Annotated in this window: 16 protein-coding genes; 9 read left to right on the top strand and 7 right to left on the bottom strand. The window is 64.7% G+C overall.

Features of this window, described 5'->3' with window-relative positions:
- Window positions 1-44: 44 nt before the first annotated feature.
- Window positions 45-1727 (bottom strand): phosphoenolpyruvate--protein phosphotransferase, encoded by a 1683-nt coding sequence (gene ptsP, locus QQ25_RS01115; RefSeq protein ID WP_052235543.1) that lies wholly within the window; start codon window positions 1725-1727, stop codon window positions 45-47.
- 102 nt (window positions 1728-1829) lie between these two features.
- Between ptsP and QQ25_RS01110 the strand changes: the two genes are divergently transcribed.
- From QQ25_RS01110 to QQ25_RS01095, 4 genes are read left to right on the top strand one after another with little or no spacing between them, the layout of a single operon-like run.
- Complete coding sequence (locus QQ25_RS01110; RefSeq protein WP_039376675.1) at window positions 1830-2597, top strand: DeoR/GlpR family DNA-binding transcription regulator; 768 nt, start codon at window positions 1830-1832, stop codon at window positions 2595-2597.
- The gene (locus QQ25_RS01105; RefSeq protein WP_039376673.1) at window positions 2594-3562 is read left to right on the top strand and encodes a 1-phosphofructokinase family hexose kinase; all 969 of its coding nucleotides are present in this window, start codon (window positions 2594-2596) and stop codon (window positions 3560-3562) included. The genes QQ25_RS01110 and QQ25_RS01105 overlap by 4 nt, the downstream gene beginning before the upstream one ends.
- Entirely contained in the window at window positions 3559-5592 is a 2034-nt protein-coding gene (locus tag QQ25_RS01100; protein WP_039376672.1) for a PTS fructose transporter subunit IIABC, read from the top strand. The genes QQ25_RS01105 and QQ25_RS01100 overlap by 4 nt, the downstream gene beginning before the upstream one ends.
- Before the next feature lie 9 nt (window positions 5593-5601).
- Window positions 5602-5859, top strand: coding sequence for an HPr family phosphocarrier protein (locus tag QQ25_RS01095; protein WP_029110534.1), 258 nt, complete (start codon window positions 5602-5604; stop codon window positions 5857-5859).
- Window positions 5860-5941: 82 nt separating this feature from the next.
- On the opposite strand, the gene QQ25_RS01090 is transcribed toward QQ25_RS01095, so the two are convergent.
- The 5 genes from QQ25_RS01090 to QQ25_RS29675 all read right to left on the bottom strand — a co-directional run bounded on the left by QQ25_RS01090 (window position 5942) and on the right by QQ25_RS29675 (window position 11655).
- Window positions 5942-7036, bottom strand: coding sequence for an IQM protein middle domain-containing protein (locus QQ25_RS01090; RefSeq protein WP_039376671.1), 1095 nt, complete (start codon window positions 7034-7036; stop codon window positions 5942-5944).
- An 80-nt stretch (window positions 7037-7116) separates the two neighbouring features.
- Complete coding sequence (locus QQ25_RS01085) at window positions 7117-7446, bottom strand: hypothetical protein (protein ID WP_039376670.1); 330 nt, start codon at window positions 7444-7446, stop codon at window positions 7117-7119.
- A gap of 1 nt (window position 7447) precedes the next feature.
- Window positions 7448-10444, bottom strand: a complete 2997-nt coding sequence (locus QQ25_RS30775; RefSeq protein ID WP_131546063.1) for an IQM protein middle domain-containing protein — start codon at window positions 10442-10444, stop codon at window positions 7448-7450.
- Window positions 10445-10548: 104 nt separating this feature from the next.
- Window positions 10549-10836, bottom strand: coding sequence for a WXG100 family type VII secretion target (locus QQ25_RS01075; RefSeq protein WP_101906389.1), 288 nt, complete (start codon window positions 10834-10836; stop codon window positions 10549-10551).
- Window positions 10837-10842: 6 nt separating this feature from the next.
- On the bottom strand, window positions 10843-11655 hold the full coding sequence (locus QQ25_RS29675; protein ID WP_082017360.1) for a WXG100 family type VII secretion target: 813 nt from the start codon (window positions 11653-11655) through the stop codon (window positions 10843-10845).
- A 348-nt stretch (window positions 11656-12003) separates the two neighbouring features.
- Here QQ25_RS29675 and mycP point away from each other — a divergent pair, with 348 nt between their 5' ends.
- Genes mycP through QQ25_RS01045 form a run of 4 tightly spaced genes read left to right on the top strand, consistent with a single transcriptional unit; the run spans window position 12004 to window position 16633 of the window.
- Window positions 12004-13353, top strand: coding sequence for a type VII secretion-associated serine protease mycosin (gene mycP / locus QQ25_RS01060; RefSeq protein WP_039376663.1), 1350 nt, complete (start codon window positions 12004-12006; stop codon window positions 13351-13353).
- The gene (gene eccE, locus QQ25_RS01055; protein ID WP_039376660.1) at window positions 13350-14747 is read left to right on the top strand and encodes a type VII secretion protein EccE; all 1398 of its coding nucleotides are present in this window, start codon (window positions 13350-13352) and stop codon (window positions 14745-14747) included. Before mycP ends, eccE begins: the two co-directional genes overlap by 4 nt.
- 9 nt (window positions 14748-14756) lie before the next feature.
- Window positions 14757-16307, top strand: coding sequence for a PPE domain-containing protein (locus tag QQ25_RS30770; RefSeq protein WP_131546061.1), 1551 nt, complete (start codon window positions 14757-14759; stop codon window positions 16305-16307).
- On the top strand, window positions 16304-16633 hold the full coding sequence (locus tag QQ25_RS01045) for a YbaB/EbfC family nucleoid-associated protein (RefSeq protein WP_082017358.1): 330 nt from the start codon (window positions 16304-16306) through the stop codon (window positions 16631-16633). Before QQ25_RS30770 ends, QQ25_RS01045 begins: the two co-directional genes overlap by 4 nt.
- Window positions 16634-16694: 61 nt before the next feature.
- Here the strand turns inward: QQ25_RS01045 and QQ25_RS01040 are convergent, their stop codons facing one another.
- Complete coding sequence (locus QQ25_RS01040; protein ID WP_039376654.1) at window positions 16695-17558, bottom strand: EspK C-terminal domain-containing protein; 864 nt, start codon at window positions 17556-17558, stop codon at window positions 16695-16697.
- Window positions 17559-17560: 2 nt separating this feature from the next.
- On the opposite strand from QQ25_RS01040, the gene QQ25_RS31050 reads away from it, so the two are divergent.
- Window positions 17561-17779, top strand: a complete 219-nt coding sequence (locus tag QQ25_RS31050; RefSeq protein ID WP_169748624.1) for a hypothetical protein — start codon at window positions 17561-17563, stop codon at window positions 17777-17779.
- The last annotated feature ends 774 nt before the right edge of the window (window positions 17780-18553 follow it).

Below are 18553 nucleotides of genomic sequence, written 5' to 3'. Positions count from 1 at the left end.
ATGCTAGCTATAACCGGACTGCGGTCCGATTATTCCCCCTGCTCTCAGGCCAGGGCGGTCAGCGCGGCCTCCCGCGCTTCAGCAGCCGTGGCCGTGAGCAGGACCGCCTCGGCCGCAGCGCGGCACTGTTGCAGCGTGACCTGCGCGATCCGCGCGCCCACCGCCGAAATCGCCGCAGGCGCCATCGACAACGACGTCACCCCCAGCCCCACCAGGACGGCGGCCAACAGCGGATCGGCCGCGGCCTCACCGCACACGCCGACCGGTTTGCCCGCCGCCGCTCCGGCCCGGGCCGCCAACGCCACGAGGGTCAGCACCGCGGGCTGCCACGGGTCGGTCAGGGCGGCCAACTCCGCCGACATCCGGTCAGCCGCCATCGTGTACTGCGCGAGGTCGTTGGTGCCGATCGACAGAAAGTCGACGTGCTCGAGAATCCTGTCCGCCAACAACGCGGCGGCAGGCACCTCGATCATCACACCGGCCGTCAGCCCGTGGGTACGCGCTTGATCGGCAAAGGCTTTCGCCTCGGCCGCGGTCGCGATCATCGGAGCCATCACCCATGGACGGCTTCCCGTGGCCTTCGCCGCGGCGGCGATCGCTTCGAGTTGATGTTCCAGCAGAGCGGGATTGCCCGTGGCGATCCGGATGCCCCGCACGCCGAGCGCCGGATTGGCCTCTTCGGGATGACCCGCGAATTTCAACGGCTTGTCCGAACCCGCGTCGAGGGTGCGGACCACCACTTTGGCGGTATTGAACGCCTCGAGCACCTCGCCGTAGATCGTGGCCTGCTCGTCGACCGTTGGCTCGGTGTCCCGGTTGAGGAAGCACAGCTCGGTGCGGAACAGCCCGACACCTTCGGCCGGGGTTTCCCGCGCGGTTCTCGCAGCTGCACCGTCCTGCACATTGGCCAGGATCGCGACGGCGTGACCGTCCGCCGTCGCGCCCGGTCCGGTCCACTGCCTGGCCGCCAGTGCATCGCGTTGAGCCGCGGCGACTGCGGCAGCTGCCTGCGACGGGTCGGGGTCAACGGTCAGGGTGCCCGCCGTACCGTCGAGCAGCACCATGGCGCCGGCGGCGACGGAATCGAGCCCGCTGACAGCCACGACGCACGGAATCCCGAGCTGGCGGGCGATGATCGCGGTATGACTGGTGGGCCCACCCAGCGTGGTGACCAGCCCGACCACGAGCTGCGGGTCCAGGCCCGCGGTGTCGGCCGGGGCGAGGTCCTCGGCACAGAGGATCGACGGGACATCCGGTAGCGGCACACCGGGCTCCGGCAGTCCGGACAGCTCGGCGATGACGCGGTCGCGGATATCCCGCAGGTCGGTGACGCGCTCTGCCATCAATCCGCCGATTTGCGTGAACAACTCCACGAACTGGTCGACGGCTTCGGTCACGGCGCGTACCGCAGGCGTACCGGCGGCGATCCGTTTATCCGCGGCGCCCAGCCAGGCCCGGTCCTGGGCGAGCGTGGCGGTGGCGGCGAGCACCTCCGAAGCGGCGCCTGTGGCATGCGCGGCCCGGGCCCGGAGCCGGTCGGCGACAGCCGTCGCTGCCGCCGCGAAACGCCCCGCCTCTGCCGGCCGGTCCGCCTCGGCGATATCACCTGTGGGCAGGTCGATCTGCGGAAGCCGACTGGCCCGGATCGCGGGCGCGTACCGCACGCCGGGAACCACCGGAACGCCGCGCAGGAGTGACGGTGATGCAACCGATGATGTCGTGCTCATGTGAGCCACATTACAAGAATCTGTTGACAAGTCAACACAGTCAAGCGTAAAACAACATATATCAACGTTCAAACGGGCTTTACCCCACGCAAACGGAGGCTCATGTACGCCGAGGAGCGCCAGCAGGCCATAGCCGCGCTGGTCATGAGCAGGGGCCGCGCCTCAGTCGCCGAACTGGCGCAGACATACGACGTCACCACCGAGACCGTCCGCCGCGATCTGGCGGTGCTCGACAAAGCCGGCTTCGTGCGCCGGGTCCACGGCGGGGCCGTACCCGCCCGCGCCCTGCACCTCGTGGAAGCCGGCGTCGGCGAACGTGACACCACCCGAGCGGCGCAGAAAGACGCGATCGCCGCCGCGGCAGTCGACTTCTTTCCCCTGAGCGGCGCCAGCGTGCTGCTCGATGCCGGGACCACAACAGCCCGCGTCGCCGCCCAACTGCCCACTGACCGGGAGCTCACGGTGGTGACCAACTCGGTGCCGGTCGCCGGCCGCCTGGCCGCGATGCCGACCGTCACCCTGCAGTTGCTCGGCGGAAGGGTCCGCGGCCTCACCCAGGCCGCCGTCGGTGAGCAGGTGCTGCGCGTGCTCGAAACCCTGCGGGTGGACATCGCATTCATCGGCACCAACGCCATCAGCGTGCGGCACGGTTTGTCCACCCCGGACACCGAGGAAGCGGCGGTCAAACGGGCCATGGTGCAGGCGGCGAATTACGTTGTGGTGGTTGCAGACTCATCAAAGATCGGCGAAGAGAACTTCGTCAGCTTCGCCCCCATCGACAGCGTCGACACGCTGATCACCGACAACGAGATCTCGGACGCCGACCACGCACAGCTCACCGAACGCGGCGTCGAGGTGGTGATCGCATGATCATCACCGTCACCCCGAACCCCAGCCTGGACCGCACCGTCACCCTTGGATCGCCGTTGACGCGCGGAGCGGTGCAGCGCGTCGATTCCGTCACCGTCGAACCCGGCGGCAAGGGCATCAACGTGGCCCGCGCCTTGACCTTGGCCGACGTCGCCACGGAGGCTGTGCTGCCCGCCGCCGACGACGATCCCCTGCTCGCTGCCCTGCGGACGCTCGGTGTGCCGTTCGTCGGTGTGCCCATTGCCGAGCCCGTCCGCACCAACCTGGCCATCACCGAAACAGACGGCACCACAACCAAACTCAACGAACGTGGCGCTCTTGTCGACGATCACGCACTGCAGGCACTCACCCGCTGCGTGCTGGCCAAGGCACAGGAAGCGTCCTGGGTGGTGTTGTCCGGGTCGCTGCCACCGGGGATTCCCGTCGACTGGTACGCGCAGGTGGTGTCTCTTCTCGCTCCGCTCGACTGCCGGGTGGCCGTCGACAGCTCCGAGGCGCCGCTGGCAGCGCTCGCCGGTGCGTTCGACGTGGCCGCGCCCGACCTGATCAAGCCGAATGCCGAGGAACTGGCCGATCTGGCCGGGTTACCAGCCGCTGACCTGGAAGATGCTGCTGCCCAAGGCGATATGTCGCCCGTGGTGGCGGCCGCGCGTGAACTTGTCGCCCGTGGTGTGGGCACTGTGCTGGCGACGCTCGGTTCTGCCGGCGCGGTTCTGGTGGATAGCTTTGGCGCCTGGTTCGCCACGCCACCGCCGATCGTTCCGCGCAGCACTGTCGGTGCGGGTGACGCCTCGCTGGCCGGCTACCTGCGTGCCGCCGTCGCCGGTGCCGAAGCCCCACAACGCCTGCAGATGGCCGTCGCGTACGGCAGCGCCGCCGCGGCACTACCTGGATCGGCCCTACCAGGCCCTGCCCAACTCGACCTCGACGCAGTCCGTACCCACCCCATGAAGGTGTCGCTATGACTCAGCCGATCATCACCCCCGATCTCGTCCTGCTCGACGTCGACGCAGGAGGCGACAAGGAGGCCGTCATCACCCGCCTGGTCGGGACGCTCGCCGCAGCCGGCCGCACCAGTGACGCCGATGGACTGGTGGGCGCCGCGATGGCGCGCGAGGGGCAGTCCGCCACCGGGCTTCCCGGCGGCATCGCGATTCCACACTGCCGCTCGCCCTACGTCGACACACCGACGATCGGCTTCGCCCGGCTCTCTCCCAAGGTCGACTTCGGTGCCCCCGACGGCCCGGCCGATCTGGTGTTCCTGATCGCCGCGCCGGACTCCGGTGGCGCCGAACATATGAAACTGCTGTCCAGTCTGGCGCGGGCGCTGGTCCGCAAGGACTTCGTCGCGTCACTGCGCGACGCCGCGAGTATCGACGAAGTGGTGACGCTGGTCGACGGTGTGGTGAACCCGGCGCCCGCTCCTGCTGCTCCTGCTGTGGCTGTGGCGCCTGTGGCTGAAGCGCCCAAGGCGGTGTCGGTCGTCGCGATCACGGCCTGCCCCACCGGCATTGCCCACACCTACATGGCGGCCGATGCACTCAAACAGGCCGCCGAGGAGGCCGGAGTTGACTTGACCGTCGAGACCCAGGGTTCCTCCGGCAGCACGCCCCTGTCGGCAGCGACGATCGCGGCGGCCGACGCCGTCATCTTCGCCACCGATGTCGGGGTCAAGGACAAGCAACGCTTCGCCGGCAAGCCGGTCGTCGCCTCCGGCGTCAAACGCGCAATCAACGAACCCGCTGCCATGATCTCCGAAGCGGTCAGTGCCGCAAGCGATCCCAAGGCGCCTCGGGTGGCAGGCTCGGCCGAAGCTGCCGTTGCAACGACCAGCTCTGGTGACGTGGGCTGGGGAACCCGCACCCGGCAGATCCTGCTCACCGGCGTGAGCTACATGATCCCGTTCGTCGCGGCCGGCGGTCTGCTCATCGCCTTGGGGTTCCTGTTCGCGGGCTACGACATCGGCAATACCCCTGAGGGTCAACCGAGTCCGCTGGCCTATGGAATGAACTCGCTGGGCCACCACATCGCCGTCACCAACACGCTGGCCGATCTGCCGCCCGGAGGTCTGACGCAATATCTCGGGGCCGTGCTGTTCACGCTCGGCGGGCTGGCCTTCATGTTCCTGGTCCCCGCACTGGCCGGCTACATCTCGTTCGCGATCGCCGACCGGCCCGGTATCGCACCGGGTTTCACCGCCGGCGCGGTGGCGGTGTTCGTCGGCGGTGGGTTCATCGGCGGCATTGTCGGCGGTCTCATCGCCGGGTTCGCCGCCCACTGGATCAGCTCGTTCAAGGTGCCGCAGTGGTTCCGAGGCTTGATGCCCGTGGTGGTGATCCCGCTCGGCGCGTCGTTGATCGTGGGCCTGTTGATGTTCCTGCTGCTCGGGCGACCGCTGGCCGCGCTGACCACCGGACTGACCAACTGGCTCAGCGGGATGACCGGCACCTCCGTCCTCATCCTCGGTGTCATCCTCGGCCTGATGATGTGCTTCGACCTCGGCGGCCCGGTCAACAAGGCGGCCTACGCGTTTGCGACCGCGGGCCTCAACGTCGCCGACCCCGCCACACTTCGCATCATGGCCGCGGTGATGGCCGCCGGTATGGTGCCGCCGCTCGCCATGGCGCTGGCGTCCACGCTGCGGCCACGGCTGTTCACCGAGCCGGAGCGCGAGAATGGCCGTGCGGCATGGCTTCTCGGAGCGTCCTTCATCTCCGAAGGCGCCATCCCATTTGCCGCAGCCGATCCGCTGCGGGTGATTCCGTCGATGATGCTCGGTGGCGCCGTCACCGGCGGCCTGATCATGGCCTTCGACGTCACCCTCAAGGCACCACACGGCGGCATCTTCGTGTTCTTCGCGATCGGCAACCTGCTGTGGTTCTTGGTCGCACTCGCACTGGGCACCGTCGTCGCCGCCCTGGCCGTCATCACGGCCAAACAATTCGCCAAACCCACCGTCACCACGCCGGAAGCCCCGGCGCTGGCCACCACCTAAGGAGAAAACATGCCCAGCAAGACTGTCACCGTCGGTTCGGCCATCGGCCTGCATGCCCGCCCCGCCGCGATCATCGCCGAGGCTGTGGTCAACGCCGGCGTCCCGGTCACCCTGTCCATGGATGGCGGCGAGCCCGTCGATGCCGGTTCAGCCCTGATGATCATGACGCTCGGCGCCGGCAACGGTGCGCAGGTGACTGTTGAATCCGATGACGCCGATGCGTTGGCCACTGTGGCGGGGTTAGTGGAGCAGGATTTGGACGCGTAGGGGCGCCCAGATGATCCCGTGGCCTTGGCACTTGCTTACCTCGGCAGCTGGACCTTGGCGCCTCCGACTCTCGAGCTACCACTTATGCCCATTCGGTTGCAGCGAAGTCCAGTAAGACATCCTCCATCGCCACCCCTCGACTCTGTAGTTCGCTCACGACAATCTGATTAGCCGATCTCGTTGGTGGGTAGTGGCCACTGTGGTCGGTTATGACCGAGAGACGCCCCTCACGTACACGCAGCTCGCCCGCTGCTGCAACAGGTCCGCCTCCGGAAAGCGTGGAATGGTGTATGCGCCCAATCACTCGTCTCAAGGACACATAAAAGTTGCCATGTGGATCCATGATGAACAGGGCCAACTCCGCATTCGTACGCCACGATGCGGTAGCCATGCGCGTGTCAAGAACCCCACCGTCAATCGTCCTGAAAAAACCCTCTTCATCGACCACTACGCGCTGCCGTTCGATCCGCTCGGCGGACCATCGCTCAACTCCCGACGACAGAGGTTCCAGATCTGGAAGAAGCCCTGGTTGTCGCTGCTTGAGCAACTGTGTTGAAGACGCTGTGGACTGGCCGTTCGTTACGAATACCGTCAAGCTCGAGGGGTGAAGGTCAATCATCCGACTAATTTCGTCGATAGCCTGTCGAGCATGGGCCTCACTGCCAGAAAATATCGAAACTCCAGCGTGGTTTATCATTGCCGGAGCCAAAAGTCCGACGACTGCACCGGACTTCAGTCGGAGAAGCAGACCCGGCTCTTGCATGCCCGTGATATCGCCGAATTCAAACCCCAGTAGCTGGCTTACTTCCAACTGGCGCAACTCAATCCGGCCGACGGGTTGAGCAGTTCCGAATAGGCGAGTCCAGTTGTCCAGTCGCAGCTCTAGCGCAGGGGGCGGCGACCAAGGATGGTTTCTTCGGATCTCCCCGGCTAGTGCCTGCAGAAACGGACGAACATCGTTGTCGTCATGGGGTGTTGATACGACGCAAACCGATCTCTCCTGCAACAGGGCGGCGTCAATCGCGTCAAGATAAGCCTGCGGTCCGTCCGAGAGACACCGCCGAGCGATGATGGCCCGTGATACTTCCGAGGCCGCACGGCCATCCAAGACGGCAACGTATTGCACACAGTAAAGTATCTGGGCAATCGCGCCACGCCACCCCATGTTGGTAGTCATAACCCCTTCAATCAAACAGAATCTGCATCACCTAGTTTGAAACGACTCCTGAGCCGATTCCAACCGCAGATGATCCAACATCAATGATTCGCCGCGGTCTTCGGCGGCCAGGGCTGTCGCCGTTTCAGTTGCTCAGCCACCATCGCTAGAAAGTTGCGGACCTCACCTTCGGAGTGGCGCAGTTCCTCGAGGCCATACGGTGGTTCTGCCCATTCGTCCGTCATTATTACAGCCCGGGTAGCGAGTGCATCCTGAATTGCGGTTAAGAAGAATTGTGGTCCGTCGACGAAGTATCGGTACTCGACCATGGCATCTGCCATTAGTGCGGCGTTGGCCTCATCAAGTTCTTTGGTGTTCTCAAGACCATACAAAATCATGTTGATTCCACCGCGCCACGTTTCTGCCGTCATCTCATGTTCCTTCCGGGGCACTTAAGCGAATAGATATTGACCCGACATCAACACCTCGTCCGGCCAGTTCATCGAGAACACTCTTGGTATTGGAACGCAATGGTCGATAATGACCGCTATCGTCGGTAAGCTCGACCACGCGGCCATCGACTACGGCGATCTCGCCTGCGCCCCCGACTGGATTCCCATTCCCCAATGTTGAATGATGAATCTTTCCGGGCGCATGTTCATGGGATAAGTAGAAATTGCCATGAGGGTCCATGATAAATATCGCGCGCCCACCCTGGGGAGTCCATGCCGTACGTGCATTTTGTGTATCGACGAGGCGCCCGTCGATATGACGAAGTGATCCATTTTGATCGACCACAACTCGATGCTCCTCAAGTTTCTCTGGAGTCCATCGTTCGACGCTCCGTCCTCCGAAGGGGTTCTGCGGATGATTGGCTTGTGTCTCTGCCCAGTATTTCGGCGACATGTATTTTGGCGGATACGGGTTCTCGCGGTGCAGCGGCGGATGGGACGACGCGAAATCACCAGGCTCACCCACATCCGGCGCGCCAGGCGCACTGTGCGCCGGCGCATCGCCCGGCGAATCACCATCGGCGGGCGACCGGGTTTCATGCAGAAGGTCGGCTGGCCGCCGCTCCTCCACCTCACGATGCTCCATCCGGCTGGGTGCCGGCGCTTCACCGTGGCCTGCGGCACCGACCGGCGCATGCGGTGTGCTCCGCGGCGCCGGGCCTGCAGCAGCATCTGTTGGTTGTCTCCGCGGGGTCTCCGGCGAACTTCCTTGTGGTGCCTTACTTTCAGGGTTGCGTGAGGCTGGCTCTGGAGCAGGCGTCTTGCCGGAAGCGGGAGAGCCATCGCCCGCGCTGTGGCCTGTTCCCGGTATATGTGGTGCGGGTGGGATACCGCCGGCGAATACACCAACCGGTGTGGCCGGGCCAGGTTCGTGACGGACCGTGGTGCCGTCATGCGTAAGCCGCGGTTGTTCGGCTTGACGGTTGCCACCCTCAGGCGTCCCGCGTTCGTGTCCACTCGTCGGTGTCGCGGGCTCGTGGGCAGGCTGGTGCTCCGTCGGCGTATGCACACGTTGATCCGACGGACCATTACGCTCGTCGGGACCGGACACGTTCGTCTCGCTCGGTGAGTGATTGCCGACGGGGCCCTGTCCCGCGTCCTCTCGAACACCGGAATTGTGGCCCTGGCCGTCGGCCATCTGACCGTTGTTGTGGGTCTCCGGTGTGCTCGGCTCATGACTGGTCGGCGTCTGGCCATTACCGGGATGCGACTGTCCCGAGTCGGGAGTGTGTGCCGGACTGGATGTTTCGGGTACGTGGTTGATGTTCGGCGTCACAGGATCACCTGACGCCGGTGTATGGCTAGGTGTTGACGGCCCGGGCGAATGCGGTGGGTCAGCGGGATGACCCAGCCCTCCAGAAGTCGGGGACTGCGGGGACGGACCAGCCGACTGGCTCGGTCCAGATTCCGACGGCCCGGTTGCGCGGCCCGGCGGGTCGGGTGGATCGTCGCCGCCTCCGCCGTGATGGCCACGTGGGCTAGATGACTCCGGAGAACCGGCGGACGCTTCAAGGCCCGGTCGGCCTGGGGTTCCTCCAAAGTCGTTGGGCGCCTTCGGACCAATTACCGACTCGGGGACACCGGGTGCTGGTGCGAATTCTGGAACTTCGGGCGCCTTCGGACTTCCGGGACTATCCAGTCCGTCCAGCTTGCCTTTGCCGGATCCCATCTTCGCCAGGTCCCCAAGCTTGCTGAGCTTTCCGTCCGCTTCCATGGCACCTTTGGCCGCTTTCAGGCCTTTGGCGGCGAGCCCGGTCTTCGACAACGGACCGCTGGGACCAAAAGACGAGAGAATGTTGAATCCGGCCTCACCGGCGGCCCGGCCAGGATGATCGCCCGACCATTTGTCCCACGCGACAAACTCTTTGCCCATGGCCACCAACACGTCATCCAACGTCGACGGATCCTCGACCACCGACATTCCTACCTCGTACATCCCGATCCATGTGTCAGGGTCAAGCATCGCCACCGTCCCGGCCACAGTGCCGATGACGCCCGTAAGCACGCCGACCTGAAAGTCGGTGTAGGTCTTGAACACTTCCGCAAGTGCGCCCCCGACCTTGTCTCCGAACACCTCCTCCAATCGAGGCTCAACCCATTTCTGCAACCTTTCGACGGCGTCACCGATCTCGTTGGTGAGTCGCGTCAGGCCGTTGACGAAGCCCTTTACCTGCCTCTGCAGGTTCTTCAGCACCGCGCCGATGTCGTTGAAGATCTCCCAGAAGAGCTTCTCGCCATCGCCACGGAGCAGCCCCTTCACGGTGTCGACCAGACCACTCAGGGAGAACCGGTCCAGCAGTCGGCGGATTGCCGCCTGAGCCTCCTGCACAACATCGGCAAAGGCCTCGACCTTCGTTGCGATATCGGAAGTCTTGCCAGTCAATTCCGAGAACCCGAGCCGCACATTGGACAGCACTTCGGAAATCCTCGCGCGCTCAGGGATCTGTAAGCCCGCGACCGCGTCTTGCACAGTAGCTAGGTCCTGCTCCAACACTGCGAACCCGGCGGCGAAGTTTCTCCATTGCGCTGCTGTCAGCCGCATCAAGGCCGGGTTGCCGGACGGCCAAGCCCATGTTCCCTGGAACATATAGAACAGGGCAGGAGGGGGCACGATGGCCGAGTTCGGCCCAATATGGATGCCCGCAGGGTTCGTGACTTCCGGCGCGTCTCCAACGCCGCCGGTGGGGCCGGGCCCTCCGACCGTCGACGCGGCGTCAGCGTTCTTGTAGTTGACCCCCGTGGCCTCCAGTTTGTAGCCCTGAACCTTGAAGGCGTTGGCAGCATTGGCCAGACCGGTGGCGAATTCCTTGGCTAGCTCGCCATATGACTGCCCGAAGTCCAACCCCGCTGCATCCAGCCGTCCAGAAGCGATCCCGCCCGATAATGCCGCACCAAGTGCGTCCGAGAGCATCGCCAACTGCGATCCCGCCGACCGTAGGCGCTGGCCCGCACGGAGCAAAATCTCTGGGTCGACCTCGATCCGCTCACCCGAGGCCGCCGAGCCCCCGCCGTGCGGGGCAACTACCCCCACATCTTGCCGTTCTTGTCGACCGCCTCGGAGTAATTCTTATGCGCCTTGTCAGCGATATTCGCCAACTGCGCCAAAGCTTCCCGCATCTGCGTCGCGCCGCTCTGCCACTGTTGCTGCGCCTGCGCCTGTGCCTCAGACGCCTCCCCCTGCCATGAAGCGCGCAACTCGGCCATGGTGTGTTCGATGTCCTCCAGAATCGCGTCGACCTCCCGCACGAATGCCGCCATATGATCGATCGCCGAACGCAACTGGGCCCGATCCACCACCAATACCGTCATCGCCGTCTAGCCCTCCGACCGTTCAGCTCGGCCGGGCACGCGTCGGGACTGCACTGCGGATCCCTCACCTTCACCGGTTGAGACCTGCGCCGGAGCCTTCAGGGATAAGTGCTCGTCGGGCGCTTCCGCTGCAGCAGAGTTTTCCTCCCCCTTGTCAGACTCTTCAGGTTTGCTCTTTCCGGTAGCCTCGGAAGCTTTGTCCTTGTCGGAGTCGTCGTCCTTGGTGCCGTCCGTTCCGGCCCCGACAGGCTGGCCCTCTGCGGATTGCTGCGCCGCCTGCGTCGCGATCTGCGCAGCAGTCTGACCGACTTGCGCCAGACCTTGCGCTACCTGGCCGACCACCTGGCCCAATTGCGAGACTGGCGCCATCATCTGCTGCGCGAGTTGGGGCATCTGCTGAGCCAGCGCGGTGCCATCACTACTGGCTGGGCTAGTCCCGCCTTGCGTGGACGTGGGTCCGCTCGCCGAGGAGCCTGTCGGACCGCCCGACGCGTCAGTAGTCGCCCCGCCAATTGACTGGCCAGATGCACTGATCGACCCGCCCGCCTGTTCGTCCGTCTTGGCATACTCCTTGCCGGCCACCGTCAACAACTGCGACATCGTCTGCAATCCACGTACGACCTGGCCAGCGCCGTTATGCCACTGCTCCCAAACTTTGCCGAACGCCGAGGCCGCGTCACCCTTCCACCCGGAACCCAGTAGCTGCTGGGTTTCCAAATCCACGCTCGAGAGCCCATCCTGCAGGCGCTGTCCTGCGTCCTGCATGCGTGCCGCAGCCAAGTGCAGATCTGATACTGCAACTTCAACCGAATCCGCCACGTAACCCCCTCAACTGGCGCGGGCTGGCAAGCCCTCAACCGCCCGCCGGAGAGTTCTATGACTCCCTCGCGGATTTTCGATCATTGATGCTATCCGGCAATCGACGGCTTCTCCGACGGCAAATTCCTAGAGTCGGACCGACGCGACGCCCAGCATTGCGGGCTGCAACAACCCCGCGGCGACACAAAGCGTTATCGGCCTAACCTGGGCACCCTTATGATTGCCTCCGTGCGAATAGCCGGACGGCTTGAAGTGAGAAGATGCATTGTCGAGCAGGCCGGATGTTGTTTGCTGAATGTGCGCCAGCACACTGCAAACATGTCCGATGTCATTGGGGGAGTGTGAGGCGTGCAGCGCTTAGCCGTAATGCTGCTGGCAGTTTTGTTGGCATTGTTCAGTGCGCCGCCGGCGTTCGCGATAGACCCGCCGACGATAGACGCCGCAGCTGTTCCGCCTGATGAAACAGGTCCGGACCAGCCGATGGAGCAGCGAAAGATCTGCGCCGCACCCACGGTCATGCCGAATTCGAACTTCGCAGACAAGCCGTGGGCAGCCGACTATCTTAAGCTGGCCGAAGCGCAGAAGTTCGCAACGGGCGCCGGCGTAACTGTCGCGGTCATCGACACCGGGGTCAACGGTTCGCCTCGGGTGCCCGCCGAGCCGGGCGGTGATTTCGTCGACGCCGGTGGCAACGGGATGTCCGACTGTGATGCCCATGGGACGCTGACTGCGTCGATCATCGCCGGCCGCCCGTCACCCACTGACGGATTCGTCGGGGTTGCCCCCGATGCGCGACTGATTTCGCTGCGTCAGACGTCAGTAGCGTTCCAACCCAAGGGTTCACGCCAGGATCCGAACGACCCGAACACCACACAGACTGCAGGCTCGATCCGGAGCCTTGCTCGCTCAGTGGTGCACGCGGCCAACTTGGGCGCACAGGTGATCAACATCAGCGAGGCCGCCTGCTACAAGGTGACCCGCCGTATCGACGAGTCCACCCTCGGCGCAGCCATCAATTACGCCGTCAACGTCAAGGGCGCGGTGATCATCGTGGCCGCCGGTAACACCGGCCAGGACTGCACCCAGAATCCGCCGCCAGATGCGTCCTTCCCGGCCGATGCGCGCGGCTGGAAGGGCGTGCAGACGATCGTGAGCCCGGCCTGGTACGACCCCTTGGTGCTCACCGTCGGCAGCATTGGCCAGAACGGTCAGCCGAGCAACTTCTCGATGTCGGGCCCGTGGTTGGGCGCGGCCGCCCCAGGCGAAAATCTTGTCGCACTCGGCTACGAGGGCCAGCCCATCAACGCCACCCCGGGCGAGGACGGCCCAGTGCCGCTCAACGGCACATCGTTCTCTGCTGCCTTTGTTTCCGGTCTGGCTGCGCTGGTCAAGCAGCGCTTCCCGGACCTGACGCCGGCGCAGGTGATCAACCGGATCACCGCCACCGCACGGCATCCCGGCGGCGGCGTCGACAATTACGTCGGTGCCGGCGTTGTCGATCCGGTGGCCGCACTGACATGGGAGATCCCCGATGGGCCGGCGAAGGCACCGTTCCGGGTCAAGGAAGTTCCCCCTCCCGTGTACATCCCGCCGCCAGACCGCGGCCCGATCACCGGTGTGGTGGTCGCCGGGGCCGCGTTGGTGTTGATCCTCGGGATCGCCGCCATGACCCGGCGCGCGCTGCGGCGGCGCCCATGAATTTTTTAAAGCGGCACTTCGGTTTTCGTTTCACGACGGGACACGCCATCTGGGCGGCGACGCTGATCCCAGCGTGCATCGCCGTCTGCATGCACTTCAATCTGCTGTGGCTCGGTATCACGGTGTCGGTACTGATCGCGATCTTCTCGGTTCTCACGATCCGTGGGTATCGGCTCACCGGCTGGGTCAGGGCCGTCTTCTCGTGGCGACGGCGCCACCGCAGCACGCCCGATGCGCCGTCGGAGCCTGCGGTCGGAGCCACCGTGATGCCCGGCGATCACGTCGCCGTGCGATGGCAGGGCGATCATCTGGTCTCAGTGATCGAGTTGGTGCCAAGGCCTTTCACCCCAACCGTGATCGTCAACGGCGACGCCGTCACCGACGACACCGTCAGCACCAAGCTCGTGGAGAACCTGATCCAGGCGCATTGCCCTGACCTGGAGGCTGACGTCGTGTCGGCCGGCTATCGCGTCGGCAAGACCGCACCGGCCAGTCTGGTAGCCCTCTACGAGCAGGTGGTTGGCCCGTACCCCGCGCCGGCGAACCGACGGACCTGGATTGTGATGCGCGCCGATCCGGAGAAGACTCAACGCTCGGCACAACGCCGTGACAGCGGGGTGTCGGGGCTAGCCCGGTATCTGGTGGCCTCAACGACCCGTATCGCAGACCAATTGGCCAGCAATGGAATTGACGCACGTTGCTGCCGCAGCTTCGACGATTTCGACAAAGCAACCGAGATCAGCTTTGAGAAGGAGACCTGGTCGGTCATCAAGGGCCGCAGCACCTTTACCGCGGCCTACAACGCCCCCGGCGGACCGGACGTCTGGTGGTCTGCACGTGCTGACCACACCACCACCCGGGTCCGATTGAGCCCCGGTGCGGCTCCAACCACCACGGTGTTGCTCACCACTCTGTCGAATCCCACGACACCACGCGGGTTTTCCTGCCTGTACGGCGGGCAACGTGCCGCACTGCAGGGCATCAGCCCGGTGACGGACAAGCATTACGACCTGCCGATCGGCTCGGCCGGAGTACTCGTCGGTGAGACGTCGGACCGCTACCCGGTGTACATGCCCTTCGACAACGTCGACGTCAGCATCAACCTCGGTGACGCGAGACTGTTCACCCAATTCGTCATTCGCTCTGCGGCATCCGGTGCGGTGGTGACCCTCGGGCCACAGTTCCGCGAGTTCGCCACGATGATCAACGGCCGGGTCGGCCGCGTGCCGCGCGTGGCCTGGCCCAACGCGACGACGTACCTGGGCCCGCACCAGGGTGTCGGTCGAGTCATCATGCGGCCCAACTTCATTGACACGCCACGGCACCGGCAACTGCCGATCACGCTGATCAATCCGCGTGAAGAAAGCCGCTACCAGATGGCGCTCGAGCAGTAGGGGGACACAATGGGCGACACACCACAGACTTTCACCAAGGTCACACCGTCAGATCTCCGGGCAAAGAAGGGAGAGATCACGGCGGAGTGGCCAACAGTTCCCGAGAACCCGATTGCGCCCAGCGAGGTATATCCTTCCGGCCACGGCCTGTCTCAGATCAGCTTTACTCATACCGAGCTGGTCAATGTAGTTCACGCCGGAAAAGCGGAGGCTGCGCGACTGGCCGCGTGTTTGGAGGCCGCGGCGCTAGCCTACGAACAAGTAGACGCGATGAACAAGGCCGCGATCGAGGGCAACTCGTCGGGCGTCGACGCCGTGACTCTCAATCCTCAGCTTCCGGCGGAAGCGACTTCCCTGCCAAACACGTTGCCGAAACCAGCGAGCAAGGACGACAAAGAGTTTTCCGTTGACTGGACGATCGCTGTAGGTCAGTTCAATAGCGGTGATCAGGGTACTTCGTTGCACCACTTCGCTGAACAACTCAACACTTTCGGTAATAAGCTTCGAGACCGCGGAAGGACATTTGACCTCGCTAACGTGCACTGGGAGGGGCAAGCGGCGGAGGCAGCCGAGGCGGCGTTGCGACAACATCAATCGTGGCTGTTCGAACTTGCAGGCCAATGCGACAAGTTCGCTGAAAAGGCACGTGCCTTCGCGCAGATCCACAACACGAGAAAATCTGAGCACCCCTCCGAAGCCGATATCGAGGAGGCGAAAAAGTACAGCCCAGAGAACGGCGGACTGCAGAATTACTTTGCCAAGCAACAGCAATCCGACAATGCACGGAGCGGATACCTATCTGATCTAGCCAACACTCCTCACGTATTCCTGGATAAACCCCCGAAAGGCGCGATCGGACCCGCTCCAGTCAAAGCGGGCGATGTGCCACCGTTGCCCGATAAGCCCAAGGAGGGTAGTCCGGGTACCAACGGTCAGACAGGTCAATCCGGAGGCACTGGCAGCGGTACTCCGTCGTCGGGCGCGCCGACCATCGAACCTTCTGTCTCCCCTGCGAGCGCCACTCCCGCTGAGGGCGAATCAAAGGCAGGTTCGCCGTCCGGTGGCGAGGGTGGCGGTTCACCATCAAGCGGGGGCGGATCGCCAGCGGGCGGCGGCGGCTCGCCATCTACTGGTCCAGGTAGCGGATCACCTAGCAGCCTCGGTGACACACCCGGACTTCCGTCGCTCGATGACCCCGCCGTCTCACCCGCCAGCTCGGGCGGCAGCCCTGGCGGCGGAGGCCCAGGCGGTGGGACACCTTCCAGCCCACTCGGTCCTCCCGTGGCTGCAGAAACTGTTGCCCCATCACCGGCGGGTCCGCGCGGGCCCGGCGCACCCGGTGCGCCCGGAACCCAAGGCAGCATGGGCGGCATGGGCGGCGGCATGGGCGGTATGGGCGGCGGTCACGGACAAGGCCAGGGAGGCAAGGAGAAACGTCGCGACCCGAACCTATCCCCCGATGAGAACCTCTATGTCGAGGACCGGGCACACACCGAAGGTGTCATTGGCCTGCAGAGCCGCCGGAAGCGAAATCCTCAGGAAGACAAAGGTGAACAGTGACTTCCGATATGCACCCCGAGGTTGCTGCAGTGCTTCGACAGGCGCAACGGCTCCAGTCCCTCATGGATGATCAGCTGTACAAGATGGCTACTGAGACGTTCACTGCGAGTGACGAGACCGACACGGTTGAGGTGACGCTCGACGGTCATCACAACCTGAAAGCTGTCTTCATTGAAGACGGACTGCTGCGACTCGGCGCACAAGTGGTAGAGCAGCGTCTCAACGAGTCGGTTCAGAAAGCGACTGCGTTAGCAAGCGAATCGATCGAGGCTGACCGGGAACGCCTTGACGAGATGGTCGCCGAGATCACGGCCGATGACGCCTAGATCGCTCGTAGCACCGGGGCTCGCGCCACCGGCCGCACGGGTGTGCTTTTTGTTCGTGCCGTCACGCAGGCGTCACGACTGCTAATGCATCGCTGATGAGCACGCTGACATGCTGCCAGTAAATCCAATCCTCAATCGCCTCGCGCTGCGCGGCGCCATTAGCAGCAACGTGCGCGCGGTGTAGCGCGAGCTCGTTCTCGTGGTTCGCGTAGGTTACGAACGCCTCGAGGTGAGCAATGTCGGTGCCTGTCCCCATCCTCATCAATGGCTTGAGCATGTCGAACCACAACTGGTCTGCCTGATCTTCGGGCGGGGTGTCATCGGCGGGCCGCGGTGGTAGCAGGTCCGTCAACGCAGCGTCGGCATAGCCAGCGAGTCGTTCCGCCACATCCGATGAGATGACTTTGAGCCGGCTACGGCCTTGCATAGTGCCATTCTCTGGGATGTCGGCCGGTGTCAGTTCGATCTTCTGCGCGCCGGGGTCGATGCCCTGCAACTGTTCGGAAGTACCGAAGACTACGCGTAGACGTTGCTCGTGATGTTGAGCCCATCCCTGCAATCCCAAGTACGGGTAGGCCACCCATTTCGCACGATCCCCTGCGGGAATCGATTCATCGGCCGAGACCATCTTGACCGGCTCCGGCAGATTGACCCCCTTCGGGATGTAGGCCATCGCATAGGTGTTCGCCACGATGATCGTGCCCTCGACGGTCAGGCCAACCGCCCACCCAAAGTTCCACGGCATCTTCGGAATTGAAGGAGGAGCGTTGAGCGCCGCTGCGATGCGCCGCGCGATCTGCACCGGGTCGGTTCCCGACTCTCTGCGTAGAGCCGACGCAACCGCATCGCTTTGTCGGCGAGCGGCCGAGACCGGAACCGGCGCCACCTGCGCACCGCCACCTGCGGCGGCAGCGGCTGGGTTCATCGGTGGAACTGTCCCGCCCGCTGTGGGCGTGGGGGTGGGCGCGGCCGGCGGAGGCGTGGGTGCGGGACCCAACGGCATTGGGCCGCCAGCCGGAGCGCCGGCCCCCGGGCCCGCGCCGACCGGGGCTGAACCGGCGCCCGGCATCCCAGCTGCCTGCGCTGCGGGCGCCGCTGGCGCCGTCGGTCCAGTCGGCGCTCCTGCCGCCGCAGCCGGGGCGTTGAGGGGTTGCGTAGTCGGCGGAGCACCAAGTGGTTGCGACGGAGACGAGGTCGACTGCGGCGCGCCACCCCCCTTGGCCGCATCGGTCATCCCTTTTTGGAACTGCTCCAGGGGGTTTGGCGGCTTGGCACCTGCTGCGGCCGGATTTGCGGGAGCGCCAGCAGCGCTCGCTGCGGACGCGGCGTCTGACTTGGATCCGCCGAACGACGTCGGAGACACTTGCGGTCCGGGTGAACCGCCACCGGTCGACGCTGGCGCAGCCGGCGTGCCGGCCACGGTGCCAGCGGGCGCTGGCGGTTGCGCAGCATTCGGGGCTGCCGCAGCCTGCTCGACCGGCACAGCAGGATCACCGTCACTCGTCTGCCCGCCAGCGCCCGCCGCCCCAGACGCCGGCGCCGGCGAGAACGGCGCCTGCTCGACCGGCACAGCAGGATCACCGTCGCTCGTCTGCCCGCCAGTGCCCGCCGTCTCAGGCGCCGGCGGCGGCGCCGGCGAGAACGGCGCCTGCGCGACCGGCGCAGCAGGAACCTCGTCGCTTTCCTGTCCACCTGGCGAGTCGTCTAATTGCGTTTGCGGCGGAGGCGGTACCTTTCCATCCGCCCCAGGCGTGCCATCAGGAACGTGCAACTGCTTCCCGAGCGCCTTGGCAGCTTCCGAAACGGTCCTAACGTTCTCTTCGTACCCTTTTTGCGCTAGAGCGTCGGCCTCCGCCAAACGGTTACTTAAGGTTTGCTGCCCGTTCTCCTTCTCTTCCTCGGTCCAGGGTCTCCTGAATA

The sequence above is a fragment of the Mycolicibacterium setense genome, assembly GCF_000805385.1.
Taxonomy (GTDB): Bacteria; Actinomycetota; Actinomycetes; order Mycobacteriales; family Mycobacteriaceae; genus Mycobacterium; species Mycobacterium setense.
Note: the sequence above shows the minus strand (reverse complement) of the source record. Positions and strands in the feature narration are given on the sequence as shown.

Bases quoted from the DNA above. Each gene is read 5' to 3' on its own strand.
- ptsP (WP_052235543.1), bottom strand. From the start codon at position 1,727: ATGAGCACGACATCATCGGTTGCATCACCGTCACTCCTGCGCGGCGTT.
- eccE (WP_039376660.1), top strand. From the start codon at position 13,350: ATGAATTTTTTAAAGCGGCACTTCGGTTTTCGTTTCACGACGGGACAC.
- QQ25_RS01105 (WP_039376673.1), top strand. From the start codon at position 2,594: ATGATCATCACCGTCACCCCGAACCCCAGCCTGGACCGCACCGTCACC.
- QQ25_RS30770 (WP_131546061.1), top strand. From the start codon at position 14,757: ATGGGCGACACACCACAGACTTTCACCAAGGTCACACCGTCAGATCTC.
- QQ25_RS01090 (WP_039376671.1), bottom strand. From the start codon at position 7,036: ATGACTACCAACATGGGGTGGCGTGGCGCGATTGCCCAGATACTTTAC.
- QQ25_RS01085 (WP_039376670.1), bottom strand. From the start codon at position 7,446: ATGACGGCAGAAACGTGGCGCGGTGGAATCAACATGATTTTGTATGGT.
- QQ25_RS01075 (WP_101906389.1), bottom strand. From the start codon at position 10,836: ATGACGGTATTGGTGGTGGATCGGGCCCAGTTGCGTTCGGCGATCGAT.
- QQ25_RS01095 (WP_029110534.1), top strand. From the start codon at position 5,602: ATGCCCAGCAAGACTGTCACCGTCGGTTCGGCCATCGGCCTGCATGCC.
- QQ25_RS01110 (WP_039376675.1), top strand. From the start codon at position 1,830: ATGTACGCCGAGGAGCGCCAGCAGGCCATAGCCGCGCTGGTCATGAGC.
- QQ25_RS01040 (WP_039376654.1), bottom strand. From the start codon at position 17,558: ATGAACCCAGCCGCTGCCGCCGCAGGTGGCGGTGCGCAGGTGGCGCCG.
- QQ25_RS01100 (WP_039376672.1), top strand. From the start codon at position 3,559: ATGACTCAGCCGATCATCACCCCCGATCTCGTCCTGCTCGACGTCGAC.